General features: G+C 40.3%; 21 protein-coding genes. 17 read left to right on the forward strand and 4 right to left on the reverse strand.

The annotated features are described in order from the left end of the window. The first annotated feature begins 110 nt into the window (after positions 1-110). From dapD to HT689_RS08235, 4 genes are all read left to right on the forward strand, one after another. Positions 111-809, forward strand: a complete 699-nt coding sequence (dapD, locus tag HT689_RS08220; protein WP_173226903.1) for a 2,3,4,5-tetrahydropyridine-2,6-dicarboxylate N-acetyltransferase — start codon at positions 111-113, stop codon at positions 807-809. Between the two features lie 67 nt (positions 810-876). After that, positions 877-2,007 carry an N-acetyldiaminopimelate deacetylase gene (locus HT689_RS08225; protein WP_173226901.1) on the forward strand — a complete coding sequence of 377 codons (1,131 nt, stop codon included), beginning with the start codon at positions 877-879 and terminating at the stop codon, positions 2,005-2,007. Between the two features lie 11 nt (positions 2,008-2,018). After that, positions 2,019-2,558 (forward strand): 5-formyltetrahydrofolate cyclo-ligase, encoded by a 540-nt coding sequence (locus HT689_RS08230; RefSeq protein WP_050392045.1) that lies wholly within the window; start codon positions 2,019-2,021, stop codon positions 2,556-2,558. Next, complete coding sequence (locus HT689_RS08235) at positions 2,542-3,219, forward strand: rhomboid family intramembrane serine protease (protein WP_050392046.1); 678 nt, start codon at positions 2,542-2,544, stop codon at positions 3,217-3,219. The genes HT689_RS08230 and HT689_RS08235 overlap by 17 nt, the downstream gene beginning before the upstream one ends. Before the next feature lie 263 nt (positions 3,220-3,482). Here HT689_RS08235 and galU read toward each other — a convergent pair whose 3' ends face one another. After that, positions 3,483-4,382: a UTP--glucose-1-phosphate uridylyltransferase GalU gene (gene galU / locus HT689_RS08245; protein WP_173226900.1), complete on the reverse strand. Its 900-nt coding sequence runs from the start codon at positions 4,380-4,382 to the stop codon at positions 3,483-3,485. Between the two features lie 21 nt (positions 4,383-4,403). Continuing rightward, a complete protein-coding gene (locus tag HT689_RS08250) occupies positions 4,404-5,420 on the reverse strand; it encodes an NAD(P)H-dependent glycerol-3-phosphate dehydrogenase (RefSeq protein ID WP_173226898.1) in 1,017 nt (338 codons plus the stop codon). A 222-nt stretch (positions 5,421-5,642) separates the two neighbouring features. Between HT689_RS08250 and HT689_RS08255 the strand changes: the two genes are divergently transcribed. The 5 genes from HT689_RS08255 to HT689_RS08275 all read left to right on the forward strand — a co-directional run bounded on the left by HT689_RS08255 (position 5,643) and on the right by HT689_RS08275 (position 9,564). Then, a complete protein-coding gene (locus tag HT689_RS08255) occupies positions 5,643-6,563 on the forward strand; it encodes an XRE family transcriptional regulator (RefSeq protein WP_173226896.1) in 921 nt (306 codons plus the stop codon). A 349-nt stretch (positions 6,564-6,912) separates the two neighbouring features. Beyond that, entirely contained in the window at positions 6,913-7,593 is a 681-nt protein-coding gene (locus tag HT689_RS08260) for an ABC transporter ATP-binding protein (protein ID WP_112445486.1), read from the forward strand. After that, positions 7,583-8,737, forward strand: a complete 1,155-nt coding sequence (locus tag HT689_RS08265; protein ID WP_173226894.1) for an FtsX-like permease family protein — start codon at positions 7,583-7,585, stop codon at positions 8,735-8,737. Before HT689_RS08260 ends, HT689_RS08265 begins: the two co-directional genes overlap by 11 nt. A 28-nt stretch (positions 8,738-8,765) precedes the next feature. Continuing rightward, entirely contained in the window at positions 8,766-9,182 is a 417-nt protein-coding gene (locus tag HT689_RS09805; RefSeq protein WP_234990575.1) for a hypothetical protein, read from the forward strand. Between the two features lie 73 nt (positions 9,183-9,255). Further along, on the forward strand, positions 9,256-9,564 hold the full coding sequence (locus HT689_RS08275) for a hypothetical protein (RefSeq protein WP_112445476.1): 309 nt from the start codon (positions 9,256-9,258) through the stop codon (positions 9,562-9,564). 142 nt (positions 9,565-9,706) lie between these two features. On the opposite strand, the gene HT689_RS08280 is transcribed toward HT689_RS08275, so the two are convergent. Together HT689_RS08280 and argS are read right to left on the reverse strand one after the other, a co-directional pair. After that, positions 9,707-9,952, reverse strand: a complete 246-nt coding sequence (locus HT689_RS08280) for a hypothetical protein (RefSeq protein ID WP_049532292.1) — start codon at positions 9,950-9,952, stop codon at positions 9,707-9,709. Between the two features lie 328 nt (positions 9,953-10,280). After that, complete coding sequence (argS, locus tag HT689_RS08285) at positions 10,281-11,972, reverse strand: arginine--tRNA ligase (RefSeq protein WP_173214517.1); 1,692 nt, start codon at positions 11,970-11,972, stop codon at positions 10,281-10,283. Between the two features lie 134 nt (positions 11,973-12,106). Between argS and argR the strand changes: the two genes are divergently transcribed. The 8 genes from argR (at position 12,107) to HT689_RS08325 (ending at position 23,141) form a co-directional block, all read left to right on the forward strand. Then, positions 12,107-12,553, forward strand: coding sequence for an arginine repressor (argR, locus tag HT689_RS08290; protein WP_001231476.1), 447 nt, complete (start codon positions 12,107-12,109; stop codon positions 12,551-12,553). A gap of 50 nt (positions 12,554-12,603) precedes the next feature. Then, on the forward strand, positions 12,604-15,138 hold the full coding sequence (mutS, locus tag HT689_RS08295; RefSeq protein ID WP_173226892.1) for a DNA mismatch repair protein MutS: 2,535 nt from the start codon (positions 12,604-12,606) through the stop codon (positions 15,136-15,138). A 145-nt stretch (positions 15,139-15,283) separates the two neighbouring features. After that, on the forward strand, positions 15,284-16,990 hold the full coding sequence (gene patA / locus HT689_RS08300) for a multidrug efflux ABC transporter subunit PatA (protein WP_173280957.1): 1,707 nt from the start codon (positions 15,284-15,286) through the stop codon (positions 16,988-16,990). Position 16,991: 1 nt separating this feature from the next. Beyond that, complete coding sequence (patB, locus tag HT689_RS08305) at positions 16,992-18,758, forward strand: multidrug efflux ABC transporter subunit PatB (RefSeq protein ID WP_173226888.1); 1,767 nt, start codon at positions 16,992-16,994, stop codon at positions 18,756-18,758. A 137-nt stretch (positions 18,759-18,895) separates the two neighbouring features. Continuing rightward, positions 18,896-19,585 carry a gamma-glutamyl-gamma-aminobutyrate hydrolase family protein gene (locus HT689_RS08310; RefSeq protein WP_143952565.1) on the forward strand — a complete coding sequence of 230 codons (690 nt, stop codon included), beginning with the start codon at positions 18,896-18,898 and terminating at the stop codon, positions 19,583-19,585. Between the two features lie 170 nt (positions 19,586-19,755). After that, a complete protein-coding gene (locus tag HT689_RS08315) occupies positions 19,756-21,105 on the forward strand; it encodes a glucose-6-phosphate isomerase (RefSeq protein WP_000018268.1) in 1,350 nt (449 codons plus the stop codon). A gap of 127 nt (positions 21,106-21,232) precedes the next feature. After that, complete coding sequence (gene gltX, locus HT689_RS08320; protein WP_173226886.1) at positions 21,233-22,693, forward strand: glutamate--tRNA ligase; 1,461 nt, start codon at positions 21,233-21,235, stop codon at positions 22,691-22,693. A gap of 13 nt (positions 22,694-22,706) precedes the next feature. Beyond that, a complete protein-coding gene (locus tag HT689_RS08325) occupies positions 22,707-23,141 on the forward strand; it encodes a cytidine deaminase (protein WP_173226884.1) in 435 nt (144 codons plus the stop codon). Positions 23,142-23,516: the final 375 nt, after the last annotated feature.

Below are 23,516 nucleotides of genomic sequence, written 5' to 3' on the forward strand. Positions count from 1 at the left end.
CGTTTTATCTCACATCCCTAAAAATCATACCTAAAAACAAACAAAAAGGCTTCAAATTTGAGGCCTTTTTTGGTAGAATAGGTATCATTAAAATGAACTAGGAGGCGCCTATGACTGCCACAAAAATGAACGCTCAAGAAATTATCCAATTTATCGCCAATGCTGAAAAGAAAACCAGTGTTAAAGTAACCTTTGACGGACAACTTGCAACTGCTGTACCAAGCTCTGTTGTCAAACTAGGGAATGTCCTATTTGGAGACTGGAAGGATGTTGCTCCTCTTCTCGATGGTTTGGTAGAAAATCAAGACTATGTTGTTGAGCAAGACGCTCGTAATTCTGCAGTTCCCTTGCTAGATAAACGTGCTATCAATGCTCGTATCGAGCCAGGTGCTATTATCCGTGATCAGGTTGAAATTGGTGACAATGCTGTTATCATGATGGGAGCGGTTATCAATATCGGTGCTGAAATTGGTGCAGGAACCATGATTGACATGGGTGCTATCCTTGGTGGCCGTGCTATCGTTGGGAAAAACAGTCACGTTGGTGCAGGTGCCGTTCTTGCAGGTGTGATTGAGCCAGCTAGCGCAGAACCAGTCCGTGTTGGAGATAATGTTCTTATCGGCGCTAATGCAGTGGTTATCGAAGGGGTCCAAATCGGTAGTGGTTCAGTTGTCGCAGCAGGAGCTATTGTTACCCAAGATGTTCCAGAAAACGTGGTAGTAGCAGGTGTTCCAGCTCGTATCATCAAAGAGATTGATGCCCAAACCCAACAAAAAACAGCGCTAGAAGATGCGCTTCGTACCTTGTAATTGTAAAAGAAAAATAGAGGCGGAACCCTTCTTCCAGCCTCTTTCTGCTATATCGGAGGATAGATAGATGTTAGATTTGATTCAGACTAGACGAGATTTGCACCAGATTCCAGAGATTGGCTTGGAGGAGTTCAAGACTCAGGCTTATCTGCTGGATGTGATTGAGAAATTGACTGCGGGCAAGGATTTTGTCAAAGTTCGAACTTGGCGGACAGGGATTTTGGTCTATTTGCAGGGAAGTCAGCCAGATCGGACCATTGGTTGGCGAACAGATATTGATGGCCTGCCTATCGTAGAACAAACAGACCTGTCTTTCGCCTCTCAGCACCAAGGTCGTATGCACGCTTGTGGACATGATTTCCACATGACCATTGCTTTGGGATGTCTCGAGCGCGTCCTTGAGGAGCAACCAAAGAACAATCTACTCTTCCTATTTCAGCCTGCTGAAGAAAATGAAGCTGGTGGCATGCTCATGTATGAGGATGGCGCTTTTGGAGACTGGTTGCCAGACCAGTTTTATGGCCTCCATGTCCGTCCAGATCTGAAAGTTGGCCAGATTGCGACCAATACTCATACACTTTTTGCAGGGACTTGTGAGGTGAAGATTCGTTTCAAAGGCAAAGGTGGCCACGCAGCCTTTCCGCATGAAGCCAATGACGCTTTGGTGGCGGCTAGTTACTTTGTAACCCAAGTGCAGTCAGTTGTCAGCCGCAATGTCAACCCAATCGAGGGAGCAGTGGTGACCTTTGGCGTTTTTCAGGCTGGAACAACCAACAATGTCATCACAGACACAGCCTTTTTACATGGAACTATTCGTGCCTTAACTCAGGATATGAGCCTCTTGGTGCAAAAGCGGGTCAAAACAGTTGCAGAAGGAGTTGCAGCTGCCTTTGATATGGAAGTTGAAGTGGAACTCAAGCAAGGTGGATACCTACCTGTTGAGAACAATCCAGCCTTGGCGCGTGAACTGATGGATTTCTTTGAAGAAAAAGACGGAATCGAGCTGATTGATATCGAGCCTGCTATGACAGGTGAAGACTTTGGTTATCTTCTTTCAAAGGTTGATGGTGTTATGTTTTGGCTAGGTATCGATAGTCCCTACGCTCTTCATCACCCTCAAATGAGTCCTAAGGAAGAGGCTTTATCTATTGGGGTGGATGCGGTCTCTAGTTTCCTGAAAAAGAAGGCAGCAGAGTAGAGGAATTGTCTATGAAAGCAGAATTACGCAAGCAAGTCTTGCAAGAAATGAAGACTATATCTCAAGAGCAAAAACAGGCTATAGAGCAAGCTTTAACCGAGCGATTGTTACAACACCCCTTTTACCAAGAAGCCAAGGTTATTGCAACCTATCTCTCTTTTCCTCATGAGTTTCAAACGCAGGGATTGATTGAGCAGGCGCTGAAGGATGGCAAGAAGGTTCTGATACCCAAAACCTATCCCAAGGGGCACATGGACTTTGTGGTCTATGATCCGCAGCAGTTGGTAAAAACTTCCTTTGGCTTACTGGAACCACAGGGAGATTTGGAAGTATTGGATGCCTCTAAGATTGATTTGATTCATGTTCCGGGGCTGGCTTTTACGACAAAGGGTTATCGAATTGGCTATGGCGGAGGTTATTATGACCGCTATCTGGAACAGTTTACTGGTCATACTTTGAGTACGGTTTATCATTATCAAGTTCAGGACTTTATCCCTGAAAAGCATGATATTCCTGTTCAGGAGGTTCTGATTGATGAAAGAAATCTTTGATAGGCGTTACCCTGTGACGAGTTTCTTCCTCTTAGTGACGACCTTGGTATTTCTACTAATGTTGGTGACCACAGGAGGAAACTTTTACAGGGCAGATACCCTATTTCGATTTGGAGCTATGTATGGGCCTGTTATTCGGCTCTTTCCCGAGCAGGTTTGGCGTCTCTTCTCTGCTATTTTTGTTCATATTGGGTGGGAGCATTTCATTGTTAATATGCTTTCGCTCTATTATCTTGGTAGGCAAGTAGAGGAGATTTTCGGATCCAAGAAGTTTTGCTTTCTCTATCTCTTATCTGGAATGATGGGCAATCTCTTTGTTTTTGTATTTAGTCCAAAATCCTTAGCAGCAGGAGCTTCTACTTCTCTCTATGGGCTATTTGCTGCGATTATTGTTCTTCGCTATGCAACGCGTAATCCTTATATCCAGCAGTTGGGGCAATCTTATCTGACACTTTTTGTGATTAACATTATTGGAAGTGTTCTGATTCCAGGAATCAGTCTAGCAGGTCATATCGGAGGTGCAGTTGGTGGCGCATTTCTAGCAGTTATCTTTCCAGTTAGAGGAGAAAGACGGATGTATGGCGCTAGTCAGAGACTGGTAGCGTTAGTGTTGTTCGTAGGACTCGCAGTCTTACTTCTCTACAAGGGAATGGGAATGTGACGAGCTTATAATAATAGTTGTGTAATGAAAAAAGATAAGGCATTTTTTGAACCTTATCTTTTTATTTTATACTCAATGAAAATCAAAAAGCAAACTAGGAAACTAGCAGCAGGTTGCTCAAAGCACTGCTTTGAGGTTGTAGATAGAATTGACGAAGTCAGCTCAAAACACTGTTTTGAGGTTGCAGATAAGACTGACGAAGTCAGTAACCATATATACGGTAAGGCGACGCTGACGTGGTTTGAAGAGATTTTCGAAGAGTATTATTCCTTCTCAGCCAATTCTTTTCCAAGTTGGATGAGGTAATCCTTCAAGTCATCTTTGACTTGTGGATGTTTGAGGGCGTAGTCAATAGATGTTTTCATAAATCCAAACTTATCCCCAACGTCGTAACGAGCTCCTGTAAATTCACGGGCGAAAACACGTTGTGTTTTATTAAGGGTATCAATAGCGTCGGTAAGCTGGATTTCATTTCCAGCGCCAGGAGCTTGCTTTTCGAGGATGTCGAAAATTTCTGGTGTCAGAAGATAGCGACCGATGATTGCCAAATCACTTGGTGCATCTTCAGGAGCTGGTTTTTCAACGAAAGTTTCAACGCTATAGAGACCATTGATTCCTTCACCTTGAGGAGCGATAACCCCGTATGCTGAAACGTCTTCGTGTGGTACAGGCATGACAGCAATGGTTGATGCGTGTGTCTTTTCGTAATCATTCATCAGTTGTTTTGTCAAAGGAACGGCATTCTCGTCTGTGATGTCCATAAGGTCATCACCCAGCATAACAACGAAGGGTTCATTCCCCACAAAAGCTTTGGCTTGTAGGACAGCGTCTCCAAGACCACGAGGGTGAGTTTGGCGAATGAAATGGAGGCGCATACCAGTTGCTTCATCTACCAATTTTAACAAATCCGTTTTGCCTTTTTCCTTAAGATTGTATTCAAGCTCAAAGTTTGAGTCAAAGTGGTCCTCAATAGAACGTTTTGATTTACCAGTGACAACCAGAATATCTTCAATACCTGATTTGAGAGCCTCTTCCACGATAAACTGGATAGTTGGTTTGTCTACAATTGGCAACATTTCTTTGGCAAGAGCCTTGGTTGCTGGTAAAAATCGAGTCCCTAGTCCAGCGGCAGGGATAACTGCTTTTCTAACTTTTGATGTCATAAGAATCCTTTCTTTAGAGAGTTAAGACCACTCATTTTCTGCTTTAAATTCATTGTTCATGATGTCATAAATGGCATCTTTGATATTGGTTCCGTTGTAAATGACTTGGTAAATGGCCTGTGTAATCGGCATATAGACTCCAAGTTCTTGCGCTAGTTCATAGGCTGCTCGAGTCGTTGAAATTCCTTCAATCACCATGCCCATATTGGCTTCGATATCAGCTAGGGATTCTCCCCGACCAAGAGCATCTCCAGCTCTCCAGTTACGAGAGTGGACGGAGGTTCCCGTTACGATCAAATCTCCCACACCAGATAAGCCGCTATAGGTCAATGGATTAGCCCCGAGTGCTACCCCTAAGCGAGTAATTTCTGCCAAGCCTCGAGCGATGATGGCTGCCTTGGCATTGTCACCAAATCCCAAACCATGTAAAGCTCCAGCACCGACAGCAATAATATTTTTAAGAGCACCAGCAGTTTCAACTCCAATAACATCCGTATTGGTATAAAGTCGGAAGTAGTGATTACTAAAGAGCTCTTGAACGTATTGAGCTGTTTGTAAATCTTTAGAAGCAGCAGTGATTAAAGTTAGGTCACGTACAATGGTCTCTTCTGCATGACTAGGGCCTGAAACAACGACGATATCACTGCGGAGATGTTCAGGAATTTCTTCTTCAAGGATAGTTGATAATCGTTTATGGCTATCAGGTTCTAATCCCTTTGATGCGTGCATGATGATAGCCTTATGGTCTAAGGTTTTTGCAACTTGTTGGGCAACAAGTCGTGTCACTTTTGTTGGGACGACAAACAAAATCGCATCCACATCTTTTAATGCCTCTGCTAAGTCAGTGTAGGCAATGATATTTTCGTCTAGAACGACATCTTTAAAGTAGTGCTTGTTAGTATGATAGGTATTAATTTCATTGATTTGCTCGGGAATGTTTCCCCAAATACGTACCTCGTATCCATTGTCATTTAAGACTTGTGAAAGGGCAGTTCCCCAAGAACCAGGCCCCAAGACGGCGATGGTTTGTTTTTCCATGATTTCCTCCTTGATAGAGTTCTTTCTCTTATTCTATCATATTCTAGGGGATTTTGCACTTGCATTGCTGGGGAGTAGTGGCTTTGTGACTTGAAAAATATATAAAAACCGAGACGAAGTATTAAAGTCTTAGTCTTTAGTTAAAGTGAGAAGAAATCTGATAGATAGTTTGATTCAGTATATGCTATAATAGAGGTAAACAACTCAGGAGGTTCTTGTAGGTTGCGAGAGTTTGGCGAAAAAATTAAAAGATTACGTTTGGCTAAAAAAATCAGTCGTTCAGAATTTTGTGGTGATGAGTCTGAATTAAGTATCCGTCAATTAATTAGAATTGAAAATGGAGAATCCAGACCAACACTAACAAAGTTAAAATATATCGCTGAGCGTTTGGGAGTTGAAGATTACAAGTTGATGCCAAGTTATATAGAGTTGGATAAGGAATACCTAGAATTGAAGTATTTCTTGATGAGGACTCCTACATACGAAGATGAAACTATCGCCCAAAAGAAAGAGAGTGTTTTTGATAAGATTTTTGAAGAGTATTATGATAGGCTACCTGAGGAAGAAAGATTTATCATAGATGTTTTACAAGCATATGATGACTTTGGTTGGTGGAATGATGATAGCAATTTAGGAATGATTTTACAAGAGTATTTCGATCACATTTTGTTGAAATCAAAATATGAAGTTAACGATATTTTAATCATAAAGCTATTTTTGGTAAGATTAGTACACCAAAATACGATAATAGATGAGATTGAAGTGAATACCTTCTTAGTAATAGCTGATAAAATTTTACAACAAGTTGAGATGTTTGATATTGAATATTCATTTCTAATCAGAGATTCATTACTTTTGTTGTTAGGAATATTTGAAAAAATTGCTAATTACAGTCAATTTGAAGATATTCTCTATAAATTAAATGAAATTACCTCAAAGTCATACGACTATCAGAAAAAACCAATTATTCGACTATGGGAGTGGCGCTATTCATTATTTGTAAAAAAAGATTATCCAGTAGCTGAAAATTATTTTCAAGAAGCAAAAATATTTGCTAGAATGATTGATAATAGTCATTTGATAGAACAGCTAGAAAAACAATGGCAATATGACCTCCAGGATTTTTTTAAAAATAAACATTAGAAAATAAAAAAGTGACAAAAATGTCACTAGTTAAAAAGACCGAGAGAAAGTTTTCGAAATCATAAAAACGCATGATATCAGGTGTTTAAAAACTTGATATTATGCGTTTTATCATTTAAAGAGTTATTATGTTTTTCCCTTAGATTGAGTTCGTATCGAGTTCCTTTTTATACTAATTGAGTACTTATTAGTAGATAAGTTGTTGAAATTAGTGACATTTATGACCTTGGAGAATGTGTAACATAGAAGTATAATAATCCTGTAGAAAAAATAAGGAGAGAACATATGTTAGTGCTAGTTGTTGCCATTTTTTGGATTTATAAATAATAAAGATAGAATGGGAAGGTCTATGTTAGAACTAAAAAATATTAGCAAAAGTTACGAACAAGGGACGCTAAAAAATAATGTTTTAAGAGAAATAAATTTTAAGGTAGTTGAAGGAGAATTTGTATCGATAATGGGACCATCAGGTTCGGGCAAATCGACATTTATCAATATTTTGGGACTGATTGATTCTGAATTTAAAGGAGAATATATATTAGACGGAAAAAGTATTGAGAAGTTAAATGAAAATCAACAAGCAAGTTATCGTAATCGTGATATTGGATTTGTTTTTCAACAATTTCATCTTATTGATGAATATACTGTTAAAGAAAATATTTTATTATCATTCCTATATTCTGACCAACAGCCAGATATAGAATACATTGATAGTTTATTACAAGACTTAGGGCTTATAGATAAGATGAATGAGTACCCAAGTCATTTATCAGGCGGACAGAAGCAACGAGTTGCTTTAATTAGAGCTCTTGCTCATAAACCTAGATTTCTTATAGCGGATGAACCTACAGGTGCATTAGATGAGAAAAATAGGAATGAGATATTGCAAATTCTACAAAATTTGAATCATTCTGGAACGACAATTATTGTAGTAACTCACGATGAGTTTGTTGCCAGTCATTGTAGAACAAGGTATCGAATGAAAAATGGGTATCTAACATCTGAAGGAGAAGGATTACATGAAGTTTAAAAAGCTGTTAATAGATACTCTAAAGTTGTTAAAGAGGAATAAAAGACAAAGTATTCTGACATCCTTAGCCATCACAGTGGCAACATTTGTTTTATTAGTAATACTATCAAGTTCTTCCTATACAACTTCTACATTAGGTAATGATTTAAAGATAGAAGAAGACACAGCAACAATGACTTATACTCCTCAGAATATGTTGGATATTAGAGGGTTTACACAGGAAGATAAACAATTGGTTGAGCAAACTATTGGAAAACCTGCAAGACTTTCTTCCAGCTCTTATGCCTTGTATGCTGAAACGTATTTTAATGATTCTAAGCAGAATCTTAGTTTTCGAACATTGGGCGATTTGAATCAGAATGGTTTAGTTGTGCCTGCTTTATTAAAAGGAAGAGCATTAGAGGAACTAGATGGCGGTGTCGCTATTAGCGATAAGGCTCTCATGTCATTGACTCGAAAGGAAAATATTGAAACTTTTTTAGGAGAAACTATCAATATATCTGGAAAAGAATATCCAATTCAGGCAATATATTATGGATCAGCTGTTAATGAAAGATTACCTTCTTTATTGGTTACCAATGAAATCAAAGAGTTACTTTTAGGAGGAAGGGAATATTTTGATGAATTAGTAGTAGAAACTAATCAGTTGGAGAATATTAATAAGGCTTTATCTGCTTTAGATACTTATGGAATATTCCGCAAGGAAGGAACTTATGGATATATAGATAATAGAAGGGTATATGAGGAAACAAAGGCCCAAGCTACTACAATATTAAATTTCATTGCACTGTTATCAAGCATTTCAATTTTTGTAGCTGGTTTTGGGGTTATGAATGCTATGTTGTCTTCTGTTAGCGAACGTAGTAAGGAGATAGCCATTCGTCGAGCTTTGGGAGCTAAAAAATCTGATATTTATCAATCATATATGATGGAGGGGATTCTTTTATCGCTTCTGGGAGCTATAACTGGTATTGGAGTAGCGACATTATTTGTTGTTTTAATGAACATGAGTGGTTTTGTTACGACATTAACTCTGGATCATATTTTGATTACTCTATTCACAACGGGTGTATTTGGAATTGTATTTAGTATTATGCCTGCAATGGTTGCAGCAAATAAAAATGTTATTGAAGGTCTAAGGTAATGATGGATGTGAATTTAAAGGAGGTAAAATGAAATTTACAAAAATAGATGGAGTATTTTCTCTAATGTTAATTGTGGAATTTACAATATGTTTTTTTACACTAGATAATTTTAATCTTTTTCAATTTATGTTATTCGTACAAATTATACCGTCAATAGTATTAGCTTTGTTATCGGGAAGTATTTCTTCTAGAAGTAAGCACAGCTGGGTGTTATTAATTATTTTTGGAATGATCTATGCCTTAATGATGTTTGGAATTTTCAGAGTTACTCCTATGACGCTTATAGAACAAAATACGATTCAATCTGAAACTTCCGTATTTACATTCAATAGAAATTTACAGTTGGGAACTTATTTTGGATTTTTCCTACAGGAATTTTTACTAGGAGCTTTTATTTGCACTATTTCAAAAATTTTTGGAAGAATTAAACAAGGGAAATTTTAATGAAGACTGCATTAAAAAGAAGAATTGCTTTTGCAGTTATTTAGAAAATGATATTATTGAAATGGTGTAACATTTGGAGAAAATTATTTTTGAACGAAAAAGATTTGAGTATGTCGGTCCTAAGAGAAAGCAAGTAAAGGACTTTATGATTCTAAAAAATTTCATGTCTAAGATAATTCAAGTTGAAATCAGAGTGGAGGGATACTTGTTAGAACTTCTTATTTTAAAAGAGATGAGTCTAGAATTCTATAATTTAGATTTTCTTTCTTTGCCCTATGATGTCAATATAGATGTGAAAGAAGTTGTAGAGGATGTTGATTTAACAGTCTATAAGAATAGTAAATATAGGGAGTTTAATTTCTTTAAAAATATTTGTAAATGATATTTTTGAAAGTCTATCCATCCCTATATTAGAATTGCTACAACAAGTTTTCAACACTTGTTTCAATTGAACATACTAAAAACCGAGACTCAGTATTAAACTCTTAGTCTCGGTTTTCATATTTCTTAAAGAATAGCTAGGTTTATTTCAATTGATCTGTAATGTCTTTTGACAGTAACATTCCCAGATGATAAGTTTTATTGATGTAAGCAATGACATCATTAATATTTTCAGTCGTGTGAATTTTCTCTTTGATGTCAGTCCTAAATGTTTCATCCTTCAAAAGTTGTTCTTGGTAGAGCCTTTGCAGTCTCTCCTTTTCGTACTTATTGAGCAGAAAAAGGAAAACCAAGCTAATTACAACGAGGATATAAGCATATTGGCTCATAGGAAATCTCCCTGTATGATAAAGAAGTAGTAGTGAGTAGATTGAATTAGTGAAGCGTTTAGACAAGTATCTCTAGTTACGACGTTCTGGAACATAAATCGATCATATTTATGTCCTAAAACTAGTGAAGCACCTAGCCAAATCTCTGATAGGATTTGGCGTTAGTTACTTAGACTACTTTACAATAAAGTGATTAAAAGATTACGACATGAGCCTAACCAAATCGATATTATTTGGTTAGGTGAATTAGTGAAGCGTTTAGGCAATTCGCCATATAGCGATTGCCGTCAAGAGACTAGGAACTTTAGTTCCAGTCTCTTGTAACGATTTACATCTTCTCAGGCGCTTCTACTCCAAGCAAGCGAAGGGCTTCTTTGAGAACGACTGCGGTTGCGTAGCTGAGGGCTAGACGGCTGTCGCGTTCTGGGCTTTCATCCAAGATACGTGTATGTGCATAATATTTGTTAAAGGCTTGAGCCAGGCTAATTGCAAATTTAGCAATGATAGAAGGTTCAAAGTTATCCGCCGCACGGTTGATAATACGTGGGAAGTCTTGGATGAGTTTGATGATTTCCCAGCTTTCAGCATCATTCAAGCTATAGTTGCCGGCTGTTTCTGGTTTGAAGTCTGCTTTACGTAAGATAGATTGGATACGAGCGTAGGCGTATTGAACATAAGGTCCAGTTTCACCCTCGAAGGATACCATAGCCTCTAGGTCGAAGTCGTATCCATTTGTACGGTCGGTCTTGAGGTCATAGAATTTAATGGCTCCAACTCCAACAGCATGGGCTACCTGATCTTTATTTTCAAGTTCAGGATTTTTAGCCTCTATTTGGGCCTTGGCACGGCTAATAGCCTCTGCAACAGTAGGCTCTAGCAAGATGACATTCCCTTTACGAGTAGAGAGTTTCTTCCCTTCTTTTGTAACCAAACCAAAAGGAACGTGGGTAATGTTGTCACTCCAGTCGTAGCCCATCTCTTGCAAGACAGCTTTGAGCTGTTTAAAGTGGGCAGATTGCTCTTGACCAACGACGTAGATAGATTTGGCAAATTGGTATTCATTTTTACGGTAAAGGGCTGCGGCCAAGTCACGTGTGATGTAGAGAGTTGCACCATCAGATTTCTTGATGAGGGCTGGATGTTCAATTCCATATTTCTCAAGATTTACAACCTGGGCACCTTCTGATTCAACAAGAAGGCCTTTTTCAGAAAGAATGTCTACAACTGCATCCATCTTATCGTTGTAGAAGGCTTCTCCGTTGTAGCTGTCAAATTCGACTTGCAATTCATTGTAAAGGCGGTTAAATTCCACTAAACTTTCATCACGGAACCATTGCCAAAGAGCGAGAGCTTCCTCGTCGCCATTTTCAAGCTTACGGAACCATTCGCGTGCTTCTTCATCCAAGCTAGGGTCATTTTCAGCCTCAGCATTGATGCGGACATAGAGTTTAAGAAGTTCATCAATTGGATGAGCTTTTACAGCTTCTTCGTCGCCCCATTTTTTGTAGGCAACAATCAACATCCCAAACTGTTTACCCCAGTCTCCCAAATGGTTGACCTTGACTGTTTGATAACCGATTTTTTGGAAGATATGTGACAAGCTATCTCCGATAACAGTTGAGCGCAGGTGACCAATAGAGAATGGTTTAGCGATATTGGGACTAGACATATCGATAACAACATTTTCTTGTTTGCCAATAGTTTGATCAGCATAGTGTTCTTTTTCAGTGATAACAGCTTGCAATACTTGAGCAGAAATGGCAGATTTATCAAGGAAAAAGTTAACGTAAGGTCCCGTTGCGACAACCTTCTCAAAGGCTTGGCTGTTAATTTTTTCAGCCAGTTCAGCCGCAATCATTTGAGGTGCTTTACGTTCGACTTTTGCAAGAGAAAAAGCAGGGAAAGCAATGTCTCCCATTTCTGAGTTTTTAGGGGTTTCCAGTAAATTTAAAATAGCCTCTTGGTTCAGGCTATCAATGACGCTAGCCAATTCGCTAGCAATCAATTCTTTTGTATTCATTATGAGCTCCTTTTGGACTTTTCTACTATTTTATCACATTTTTAAAGAAAGAAGAAAAACTTTTTGAAATCTCCTATTTTTTTGGTATAATATAGTTATAAAAATAGTTATAAATATTCACATAAGAGGATTTTATGAGAAAAAGAGATCGTCATCAGTTAATAAAAAAAATGATTACTGAGGAGAAATTAAGTACACAAAAAGAAATTCAAGATCGGTTGGAGGCACACAATGTTTTTGTGACACAGACAACCTTGTCTCGTGATTTGCGCGAAATCGGCTTGACCAAGGTCAAGAAAAATGATATGGTGTATTATGTACTAGCAAATGAGACAGAAAAGATTGATTTGGTGGAATTTTTGTCTCATCATTTAGAAGGTGTTGCAAGAGCAGAGTTTACTTTGGTGCTTCATACCAAACTGGGAGAAGCCTCTGTTTTGGCAAATATTGTAGATGCAAACAAGGATGAATGGATTTTAGGAACAGTTGCTGGTGCCAATACCTTATTGGTTATTTGTCGAGACCAGCACGTTGCCAAACTCATGGAAGATCGTTTGCTAGATTTGATGAAAGATAAGTAAGGTCTTGGGAGTTGCTCTCAAGACTTATTTTTGACAAGGAGAGACGGAAAATGGCGACAGAAAAGCTATCACCCGGCATGCAACAGTATGTGGATATTAAAAAGCAATATCCAGATGCGTTTTTGCTCTTTCGGATGGGTGATTTTTATGAATTATTTTATGAGGATGCGGTCAATGCTGCGCAGATTCTGGAAATTTCCTTAACGAGTCGCAACAAGAATGCCGACAATCCGATTCCTATGGCGGGTGTCCCCTATCATTCTGCCCAACAGTACATCGATGTCTTGATTGAGCAGGGCTATAAGGTAGCCATTGCAGAGCAGATGGAAGATCCTAAACAAGCAGTTGGGGTTGTGAAACGAGAGGTTGTTCAGGTCATTACCCCAGGGACAGTGGTCGATAGCAGTAAGCCGGATAGCCAGAATAATTTCTTGGTTGCCATAGACCGAGATGGCAATCAGTTTGGTCTAGCTTATATGGATCTAGTGACAGGTGATTTTTATGTGACAGGTCTTTTGGATTTCACGCTGGTTTGTGGGGAAATCCGTAATCTCAAGGCGCGAGAAGTGGTGCTGGGCTATGACTTGTCTGAGGAAGAAGAACAAATCCTTAGTCGTCAGATGAATCTGGTACTTTCCTATGAAAAAGAAACCTTTGAAGACCTTCATTTATTGGATTCACGATTAGCACCTGTGGAGCAAGCGGCATCTAGTAAGTTGCTCCAGTATGTTCATCGGACTCAGATGAGGGAATTGAACCACCTCAAGCCTGTTATCCGTTATGAAATCAAGGATTTCTTGCAGATGGATTATGCGACCAAGGCTAGTCTGGATTTGGTTGAGAATGCTCGTTCAGGCAAGAAGCAAGGTAGTCTTTTTTGGCTTTTGGATGAAACCAAAACAGCTATGGGTATGCGGCTCTTGCGTTCTTGGATTCATCGCCCCTTGATTGATAAGGAACGAATCGTCCAACGTCAAGAAGTAGTGCAGGTCTTCCTCGACCATTTCTTTGAGCGCAGTGATTTGACAGACAGTCTCAAGGGTGTTTATGACATTGAGCGCTTGGCTAGTCGGGTTTCTTTTGGTAAAACCAATCCAAAGGATCTCTTGCAGTTGGCGACTACCTTGTCTAGTGTGCCACGGATTCGTGCGATTTTAGAAGGGATGGAGCAACCTGCTCTAGCCTATCTCATCGCACAACTGGATGGAATTCCTGAGTTGGAGAGTTTGATTAGTGCAGCGATTGCTCCTGAAGCTCCTCATGTGATTACAGATGGGGGAATTATCCGAACTGGATTTGATGAGACTTTAGACAAGTACCGTCGCGTTCTCAGAGAAGGGACTGGCTGGATTGCTGAGATTGAGGCTAAGGAGCGAGAAAACTCTGGTATCAGCACGCTTAAGATTGACTACAATAAGAAGGATGGCTACTATTTCCATGTGACCAATTCTCAACTGGGAAATGTGCCAGCCCATTTTTTCCGCAAGGCGACGCTGAAAAACTCGGAACGCTTTGGAACTGAGGAATTAGCCCGTATCGAGGGAGATATGCTGGAAGCGCGTGAGAAGTCAGCTAATCTAGAGTATGAAATCTTTATGCGTATTCGTGAAGAGGTCAGCAAGTACATCCAACGTTTACAAGCTCTAGCCCAAGGAATTGCGACAGTTGATGTCTTACAGAGTCTGGCGGTTGTGGCTGAAACCCAGCATTTGATTCGACCTGAATTCGGAGATGATTCGCGAATTGATATCCAGAAAGGGCGCCATGCTGTTGTTGAAAAGGTTATGGGGGCTCAGACCTATATTCCTAATACGATTCAGATGGCAGAAGATACCAGTATTCAACTAATTACAGGGCCCAACATGAGCGGGAAGTCTACCTACATGCGTCAGTTAGCCATGACGGCGGTTATGGCCCAGCTGGGTTCTTATGTGCCAGCAGAAAGCGCCCATTTACCGATTTTTGATGCGATTTTTACCCGTATAGGAGCAGCAGATGACTTGGTTTCAGGTCAGTCAACCTTTATGGTGGAGATGATGGAGGCCAACAATGCCATTTCGCATGCAACCAAAAATTCCTTGATTCTCTTTGATGAGTTAGGTCGTGGAACTGCAACTTACGATGGTATGGCTCTTGCTCAGTCCATCATCGAATACATTCATGAACATATCGGAGCCAAGACTCTCTTTGCGACCCACTACCATGAGTTGACTAGTCTGGAGTCTAGCTTGGAACACTTGGTCAATGTCCACGTGGCAACTTTGGAGCAGGATGGGCAGGTCACCTTCCTTCACAAGATTGAACCAGGGCCAGCTGATAAATCCTACGGTATCCATGTTGCCAAGATTGCTGGCTTGCCGGCAGACCTTTTAGCAAGGGCGGATAAGATTTTGACTCAGTTAGAGAATCAAGGGACAGAAAGTCCTGCTCCCGTGAGACAAACAAGTGCTGTCACTGAACAAATTTCACTCTTTGACGAGCCTGAAGAGCATCCTATCCTAGCAGAATTAGCTAAACTGGATATTTACAATATGACACCTATGCAGGCTATGAATGTCTTGGTCGAGTTAAAACAGAAACTATAAAGAGAAAATTACTAGTCATTCTAGCTGTATCAAGGAGACTTTTTTGACAATCCCCCACTTTTTTGCTAGAATAACATCACACAAACAGAATGAAAAGGAGCTGACGCATTGTCGCTCCCTTTTGTCTATTTTTTAAGGAGAAAGTATGCTGATTCAGAAAATAAAAACCTACAAGTGGCAGGCCTTGGCTTCGCTCCTGATGACAGGCTTGATGGTTGCTAGTTCACTTTTGCAACCGCGTTACCTGCAGGAAGTGTTAGACGCCCTCCTTGCTGGAAAATATGAAGCTATTTATAGTATTGGGGCTTGGTTGATTGGTGTGGCCGTAGTCGGTCTAGTTGCTGGTGGACTCAATGTTATCCTTGCAGCCTATATTGCCCAAGGAGTTTCATCTGACCTTCGAGAGGATGCCTTCCGTAAAATCCAAACCTTTTCTTATGCCAATATTGAACAATTTAATGCGGGAAATCTAGTCGTTCGTATGACAAATGACATCAACCAGATTCAGAACGTGGTCATGATGACCTTCCAGATTCTTTTCAGACTTCCCCTCTTGTTCATCGGTTCCTTTATCCTGGCGGTTCAAACCCTACCTTCTCTGTGGTGGGTGATTGTTCTCATGGTAGTCTTGATTTTTGGTTTGACTGCTGTCATGATGGGGATGATGGGGCCACGATTTGCCAAGTTTCAAACCCTTCTTGAGCGCATCAATGCCATTGCCAAGGAAAATCTGCGCGGTGTTCGTGTGGTCAAGTCCTTTGTCCAAGAAAAAGAGCAGTTTGCTAAGTTTACAGAAGTTTCAGACGAGCTTCTTGGTCAAAATCTTTACATTGGTTATGCCTTTTCAGTGGTGGAACCCTTCATGATGTTAGTTGGCTATGGGGCGGTATTCCTCTCTATTTGGCTAGTTGCAGGGATGGTCCAGTCGGCTCCTTCTGTTGTTGGTTCCATTGCTTCCTTTGTCAATTACCTGAGCCAGATTATCTTTACCATTGTTATGGTTGGATTTTTAGGAAATTCTGTCAGTCGTGCCATGATTTCTATGCGTCGTATTCGAGAAATTCTGGATGCAGAGCCAGCCATGACCTTCAAGGATGTCCCAGATGAAGAGTTGGTCGGAAGTCTTAGCTTTGAAAATGTGACCTTTACCTATCCAATGGACAAGGAACCAATACTGAAAGATGTGAGCTTTACTATTGAACCTGGTCAGATGGTTGGTGTCGTTGGAGCGACTGGTGCAGGAAAATCAACCTTGGCTCAATTGATTCCACGTCTCTTTGACCCGCAGGAAGGGGCTATTAAAATCGGAGGCAAGGATATTCGAGAAGTGAGTGAAGGAACCCTGCGTAAAACTGTTTCCATCGTTCTCCAACGTGCCATTCTCTTTAGTGGAACGATTGCAGATAACTTGAGACAGGGTAAGGGAGATGCTACTCTATTTGAAATGGAACGCGCAGCTAATATTGCCCAGGCTAGTGAATTCATTCATCGTATGGAGAAAACCTTTGAAAGTCCAGTTGAGGAACGGGGAACCAATTTCTCAGGTGGGCAAAAGCAAAGGATGTCGATTGCGCGTGGAATTGTTAGCAATCCACGTATTCTGATTTTTGATGATTCGACCTCGGCCTTGGATGCCAAGTCAGAGCGTCTGGTCCAAGAAGCCTTGAATAAGGACTTGAAGGGAACAACAACCATTATCATCGCTCAAAAGATTAGCTCGGTTGTCCATGCAGATAAGATATTGGTGCTGGATCAAGGACGATTGATTGGTCAAGGGACGCATGCAGACTTGGTTGCTAACAATGCCGTTTACCGTGAAATCTATGAAACACAGAAAGGAAAGGAGGAGTAAAATGAAGACAATTCAATTTTTTTGGAATTATTTTAAAGTCTATAAGCTATCATTTGTAGTTGTCATTCTGATGATTGTTCTGGCGACTCTTGCTCAAGCCCTCTTTCCGGTCTTTTCTGGACAAGCAGTGACGCAGTTAGCTAATTTAGTTCAAGCTTATCAAGATGGCAATCCAGAACTTGTTTGGCAAAGCCTATCAGGAATCATGGTCAATCTTGGCCTGCTGGTTTTGGTTCTATTTATCTCTAGTGTCATATACATGTGTCTCATGACGCGCGTGATTGCAGAGTCGACCAACGAGATGCGTAAAGGTCTTTTTGGCAAATTGGCTCGTTTGACCGTTTCTTTCTTTGACCGCCGACAAGATGGCGATATCTTATCTCGTTTTACCAGTGATTTGGATAATATCCTCCAAGCCTTTAACGAAAGCTTGATTCAGGTCATGAGCAATATTGTTTTATACATTGGTCTGATTCTTGTTATGTTTTCGAGAAATGTGACGCTGGCTCTCATCACCATTGCCAGCACACCAGTAGCCTTCCTCATGCTGATTTTCATCGTAAAAATGGCACGGAAATACACCAACCTCCAGCAAAAAGAGGTAGGGAAGCTCAATGCCTATATGGACGAGAGTATTTCAGGCCAAAAAGCCGTGATTGTGCAAGGAATTCAAGAGGATATGATGGCAGGATTTCTTGAACAAAATGAGCGCGTGCGCAAGGCAACCTTTAAAGGAAGAATGTTCTCAGGAATTCTTTTCCCTGTCATGAATGGCATGAGTCTGGTTAATACAGCCATCGTTATCTTTGCTGGTTCAGCTGTACTTTTGAATGATAAGGCCATTGAAACAAGTACCGCCCTAGGTTTGATTGTTATGTTTGCCCAATTTTCTCAACAGTATTACCAGCCTATTATTCAGGTTGCAGCTAGTTGGGGGAGTCTTCAGTTGGCCTTTACAGGTGCTGAACGGATTCAGGAAATGTTCGATGCAGAGGAAGAAATCCGACCTGAAAACGCCCCGGCCTTCACTCAGTTGCAAGAAGGTGTTGAAATTAGTCACATTGATTTCTCGTATTTGCCTGATAAACCTATTTTGAAAGATGTCAGCATTTCCGCTCTGAAAGGACAGATGACGGCGGTTGTTGGTCCAACAGGTTCAGGGAAAACGACTATTATGAACCTCATCAATCGCTTTTATGATGTTGATGCTGGTGGGATTTATTTTGATGGGAAAGATATTCGTGACTATGATTTAGATAGTCTCAGAAGTAAGGTGGGAATTGTCTTGCAAGATTCGGTCTTGTTTAGCGGAACGATTCGAGACAATATCCGTTTCGGTGTACCAGATGCCAGTCAGGAAATGGTTGAGGCAGCAGCCAAGGCAACCCACATTCACTACTATATCGAAAGTTTGCCTGATAAGTACGATACCCTTATAGATGATGATCAGAGCATCTTCTCAACTGGGCAGAAGCAGTTGATTTCTATCGCTCGAACCCTGATGACAGATCCAGAAGTTCTCATTCTCGATGAAGCAACTTCAAACGTAGATACGGTGACAGAAAGTAAGATTCAGCATGCCATGGAGGCGGTTGTAGCAGGTAGAACCAGTTTCGTCATTGCTCACCGTTTGAAGACCATCCTCAATGCTGATCAGATTATTGTCCTTAAAGATGGAGAAGTCATTGAACGCGGTAACCACCATGAACTCTTGAAACTGGGTGGATTCTACTCAGAACTCTATCACAATCAATTTGTCTTCGAATAAGAAAGAAGTTGTCCCCTTGGGCAGCTTTTTCTTGTCCATAAAAAATTTTTATCACGGCCTTTAAAAAAACATATTAGACGAAAGACGTTTTGAGTGATAAGATAGGACTATCGTTAACATTCGAAAGGAGAGACATCATGGCTAGAACGGTTGTAGGAGTTGCTGCAAATCTATGTCCCGTAGACGCAGAAGGCAAAAACATTCATTCATCTGTATCTTGTAGATTCGCAGAGAGCATTCGTCAAGTCGGCGGTCTCCCTTTAGTCATTCCTGTTGGTGACGAGTCAGTCGTGCGCGATTATGTAGAAATGATTGACAAGCTCATCTTGACAGGTGGGCAAAATGTCCATCCTCAATTTTACGGAGAGAAAAAGACCATCGAGAGCGACGATTACAATCTAGTGCGTGATGAATTTGAATTGGCACTCTTGAAAGAAGCGCTCCGTCAGAATAAACCAATTATGGCAATCTGTCGCGGTGTTCAACTTGTCAATGTTGCCTTTGGTGGAACCCTAAATCAAGAAATAGAAGGACACTGGCAAGGATTACCTTTCGGGACATCTCACTCTATTGAGACAGTAGAAGGAAGCGTGGTGGCTAAGCTATTCGGAAAAGAAAGTCAGGTCAACTCAGTTCATCGTCAAAGTATTAAAGATTTGGCACCTAATTTCCGTGTAACTGCTATTGATCCAAGAGACCAGACCATTGAAGCGATTGAGTCTATCGATGAGCACCACATTATCGGTTTGCAGTGGCATCCAGAGTTTCTGGTCAATGAAGAAGATGGCAATTTAGAATTATTTGAGTATTTATTGAATGAACTGTAACGACTGGAACATCTAGTCGTTCTTTCTTTTATTTTTTCAAAATTTTTGGAATGTGGGATTTTTACGCAAACGTTTGAATTCTGATAAAAATTGGAGAAATTCGACAAAAAAACTTGAAAAAAACGAAGGTAAGCGTTATGATAGAAAAGAAGAAATATTGGAGGAATAACATGTCACATATTAAATTTGATTATTCAAAAGTCTTAGACAAATTTGTTGCACCACATGAAGTGGAATACATGCAATCACAAGTAACAGCAGCAGATGAATTGATCCGTAAAGGAACTGGTGCTGGTAGCGACTTCTTGGGATGGTTGGACCTTCCTGAAAACTACGACCGCGAAGAATTTGACCGCATCTTGAAAGCTGCTGAGCAAATCAAATCAGACAGCGATGTTTTGGTTGTGATCGGTATCGGTGGATCTTACCTTGGTGCGAAAGCAGCAATCGACTTCTTGAACCACCACTTTGCAAACTTGCAAACAAAAGAAGAACGCAAAGCTCCACAAATCCTTTACGCAGGAAACTCAATCTCATCTACTTACCTTGCTGACTTGGTAGAGTATGTTGCAGACAAAGACTTCTCAGTAAACGTGATTTCTAAATCAGGTACAACAACTGAACCAGCTATCGCTTTCCGTGTCTTCAAAGAACTCTTGGTTAAGAAATACGGTCAAGAAGAAGCCAACAAACGTATCTATGCAACAACTGACCGCCAAAAAGGTGCTGTTAAGGTTGAGGCAGATGCTAACGGTTGGGAAACATTTGTGGTTCCAGATGACATCGGTGGACGCTTCTCAGTATTGACAGCCGTTGGTTTGCTTCCAATCGCAGCATCAGGAGCTGACATCAAAGCCCTTATGGAAGGTGCGAATGCAGCTCGCAAAGACTACACTTCAGATAAAATCTCTGAAAACGAAGCTTACCAATATGCAGCTGTTCGTAACATCCTTTACCGTAAAGGCTATGCAACTGAAATCTTGGTAAACTACGAGCCATCGCTTCAATACTTCTCAGAATGGTGGAAACAATTGGCTGGTGAATCAGAAGGAAAAGACCAAAAAGGGATCTACCCAACTTCAGCTAACTTCTCAACTGACTTGCACTCATTGGGTCAATTTATCCAAGAAGGAACTCGTATCATGTTTGAAACAGTTGTCCGTGTTGACAAACCTCGTAAGAACGTGATTATCCCTAGCTTGGAAGAAGACCTTGACGGACTTGGTTACCTTCAAGGAAAAGACGTTGACTTTGTAAATAAAAAAGCAACTGATGGTGTTCTTCTTGCCCACACAGATGGTGATGTACCAAACATGTACGTGACTCTTCCTGAGCAAGATGCTTTCACTCTTGGATACACTATCTACTTCTTCGAATTGGCTATCGCTCTTTCAGGTTACTTGAATGCCATCAACCCATTTGACCAACCAGGTGTTGAAGCTTACAAACGCAACATGTTTGCCCTTCTTGGAAAACCAGGATTTGAAGAATTGAGCAAAGAACTTAACGCACGTCTATAATAGAAGAAAAGAGTGGTTTGTCCACTCTTTTTACTCTCTTTATCCATAGAAATTGGACTCAGCCAAGACTTGTGATATAATATAGAGAGCAAAAAGGCAGACGCCTAGAGACTTTATAGGAGAAACTATGTCAAAAGATATCCGCGTACGTTACGCACCAAGTCCAACAGGACTACTACACATCGGAAATGCCCGTACAGCATTGTTCAATTACCTTTATGCCCGTCATCACGGTGGGACTTTTATTATCCGTATCGAAGATACTGATCGTAAACGCCATGTCGAGGATGGTGAACGTTCACAACTTGAAAACCTTCGTTGGTTAGGCATGGATTGGGATGAAAGCCCAGAAACACATGAAAATTATCGCCAGTCTGAGCGTTTGGACTTGTATCAAAAATACATCGACCAACTGTTAGCTGAAGAAAAAGCCTACAAATCTTACGTCACAGAAGAAGAGTTGGCAGCTGAACGTGAACGCCAAGAAGCAGCTGGTGAAACCCCTCGTTACATTAACGAATACCTTGGTATGAGTGAAGAAGAAAAAGCAGCTTATATCGCAGAACGTGAAGCAGCAGGAATCATCCCAACTGTTCGTTTGGCGGTCAATGAGTCAGGTATCTACAAGTGGCATGATATGGTCAAAGGTGATATCGAATTTGAAGGTGGCAATATCGGTGGTGACTGGGTTATCCAAAAGAAAGACGGTTACCCAACTTACAACTTTGCCGTTGTCATCGATGACCATGATATGCAAATTTCTCACGTAATCCGTGGAGACGACCACATTGCTAATACACCAAAACAGCTCATGGTTTATGAAGCACTTGGTTGGGAAGCTCCAGAGTTTGGTCACATGACTTTGATTATCAACTCTGAAACTGGTAAGAAACTGTCTAAACGTGACACCAACACCCTTCAGTTTATCGAAGACTACCGTAAAAAAGGCTATTTACCAGAAGCAGTCTTTAACTTTATTGCTCTTCTTGGTTGGAACCCAGGTGGCGAAGATGAGATTTTCTCTCGTGAAGAATTGATTAAACTTTTCGATGAAAACCGCCTGAGCAAGTCTCCAGCAGCCTTTGACCAGAAAAAACTCGACTGGATGAGCAATGATTATATCAAGAATGCAGACCTAGAAACTATCTTTGAAATGGCAAAACCATTCTTAGAGGAAGCAGGCCGTTTAACTGACAAGGCTGAAAAATTAGTTGAGCTCTATAAACCACAAATGAAATCAGTAGATGAGATTATCCCATTGACAGATCTCTTCTTCTCAGATTTCCCAGAATTGACAGAAGCAGAGCGTGAAGTCATGGCGGGTGAAACAGTTCCAACAGTTCTTGAAGCCTTCAAAGCAAAACTTGAAGCAATGTCAGATGATGAATTTGTGACAGAAAATATTTTCCCACAAATCAAAGCAGTCCAAAAAGAAACAGGTATTAAAGGGAAAAATCTTTTCATGCCTATTCGTATTGCAGTTTCAGGTGAAATGCATGGGCCAGAATTGCCAGATACAATTTTCTTGCTTGGACGTGAAAAATCAATTCAGCATATCAAAAACATGCTAAAAGAAATCTCTAAATAAGAAGGATGCAACAATGGACATCTGGGAAAAGATGTACGAAGAAGCACAGAAACTATACAATCCACATGAAGTATCTGATTTTGTTTACGCTAACCATGTTGTGGCTGCAGTAGAAGCAGAAGATGGACAAATATTTACAGGATTCTGTATGGAGGGAACCTGTGGTGTATTCCATCTCTGCGCAGAGCGGGCGGCTCTCTTCAATATGTACCAATTTTCAGGACAAACTAAGGTTAAGAAAGTATTAGCCTTTCGAGACAAACCACCTTATGGTGGAAGTTCAGGGATGCCCTGTGGAGCTTGCAGAGAATTCCTCTTAGAGATGAACGCTGAAAATAAAGATGCAGAAGTCATGATGGACTACGATACAAGAAAGACAGTGAAAGTCGCAGAACTAATGCCCTATTGGTGGGGAGAAGAACGTGCTTCTAAGTTTAATGAACAATAGAAGAGTCAGTACAATTCTGGCTCTTTTTACTATAATTTGAAAAACTGTACTTGAAAAGAATTGAAAAATTGGTAAATTCCCAAACTAAGTTCTACTGCTAATCCAAGTGGAAGTTAGTCTGATAAAAATCGTAAAAACCAGTGGAAATTCGTGTCAGGGTAAGTTCTACTGGTTTTGCTAATGCTTGATTTCATTGCTTTTGTAGCCAAAATGAATCGAAAAAAGAGCGCACAAAATCCCCTCATCTGAAAGCGTTTCAGATTAAGTTCCGCTATGGTGGAAGTTACTTTGAGAAGTTACCCAATGCAAAAAAGTAAAAAAAGTTTAAAAAAGTAGTTGACAAAAAACAAAAAGGCTGTATAATAGTAAGAGTTG

Origin of the sequence: Streptococcus sp. 2342 (assembly GCF_013276795.1) — a bacterium.
Taxonomy (GTDB): domain Bacteria; phylum Bacillota; class Bacilli; order Lactobacillales; family Streptococcaceae; genus Streptococcus.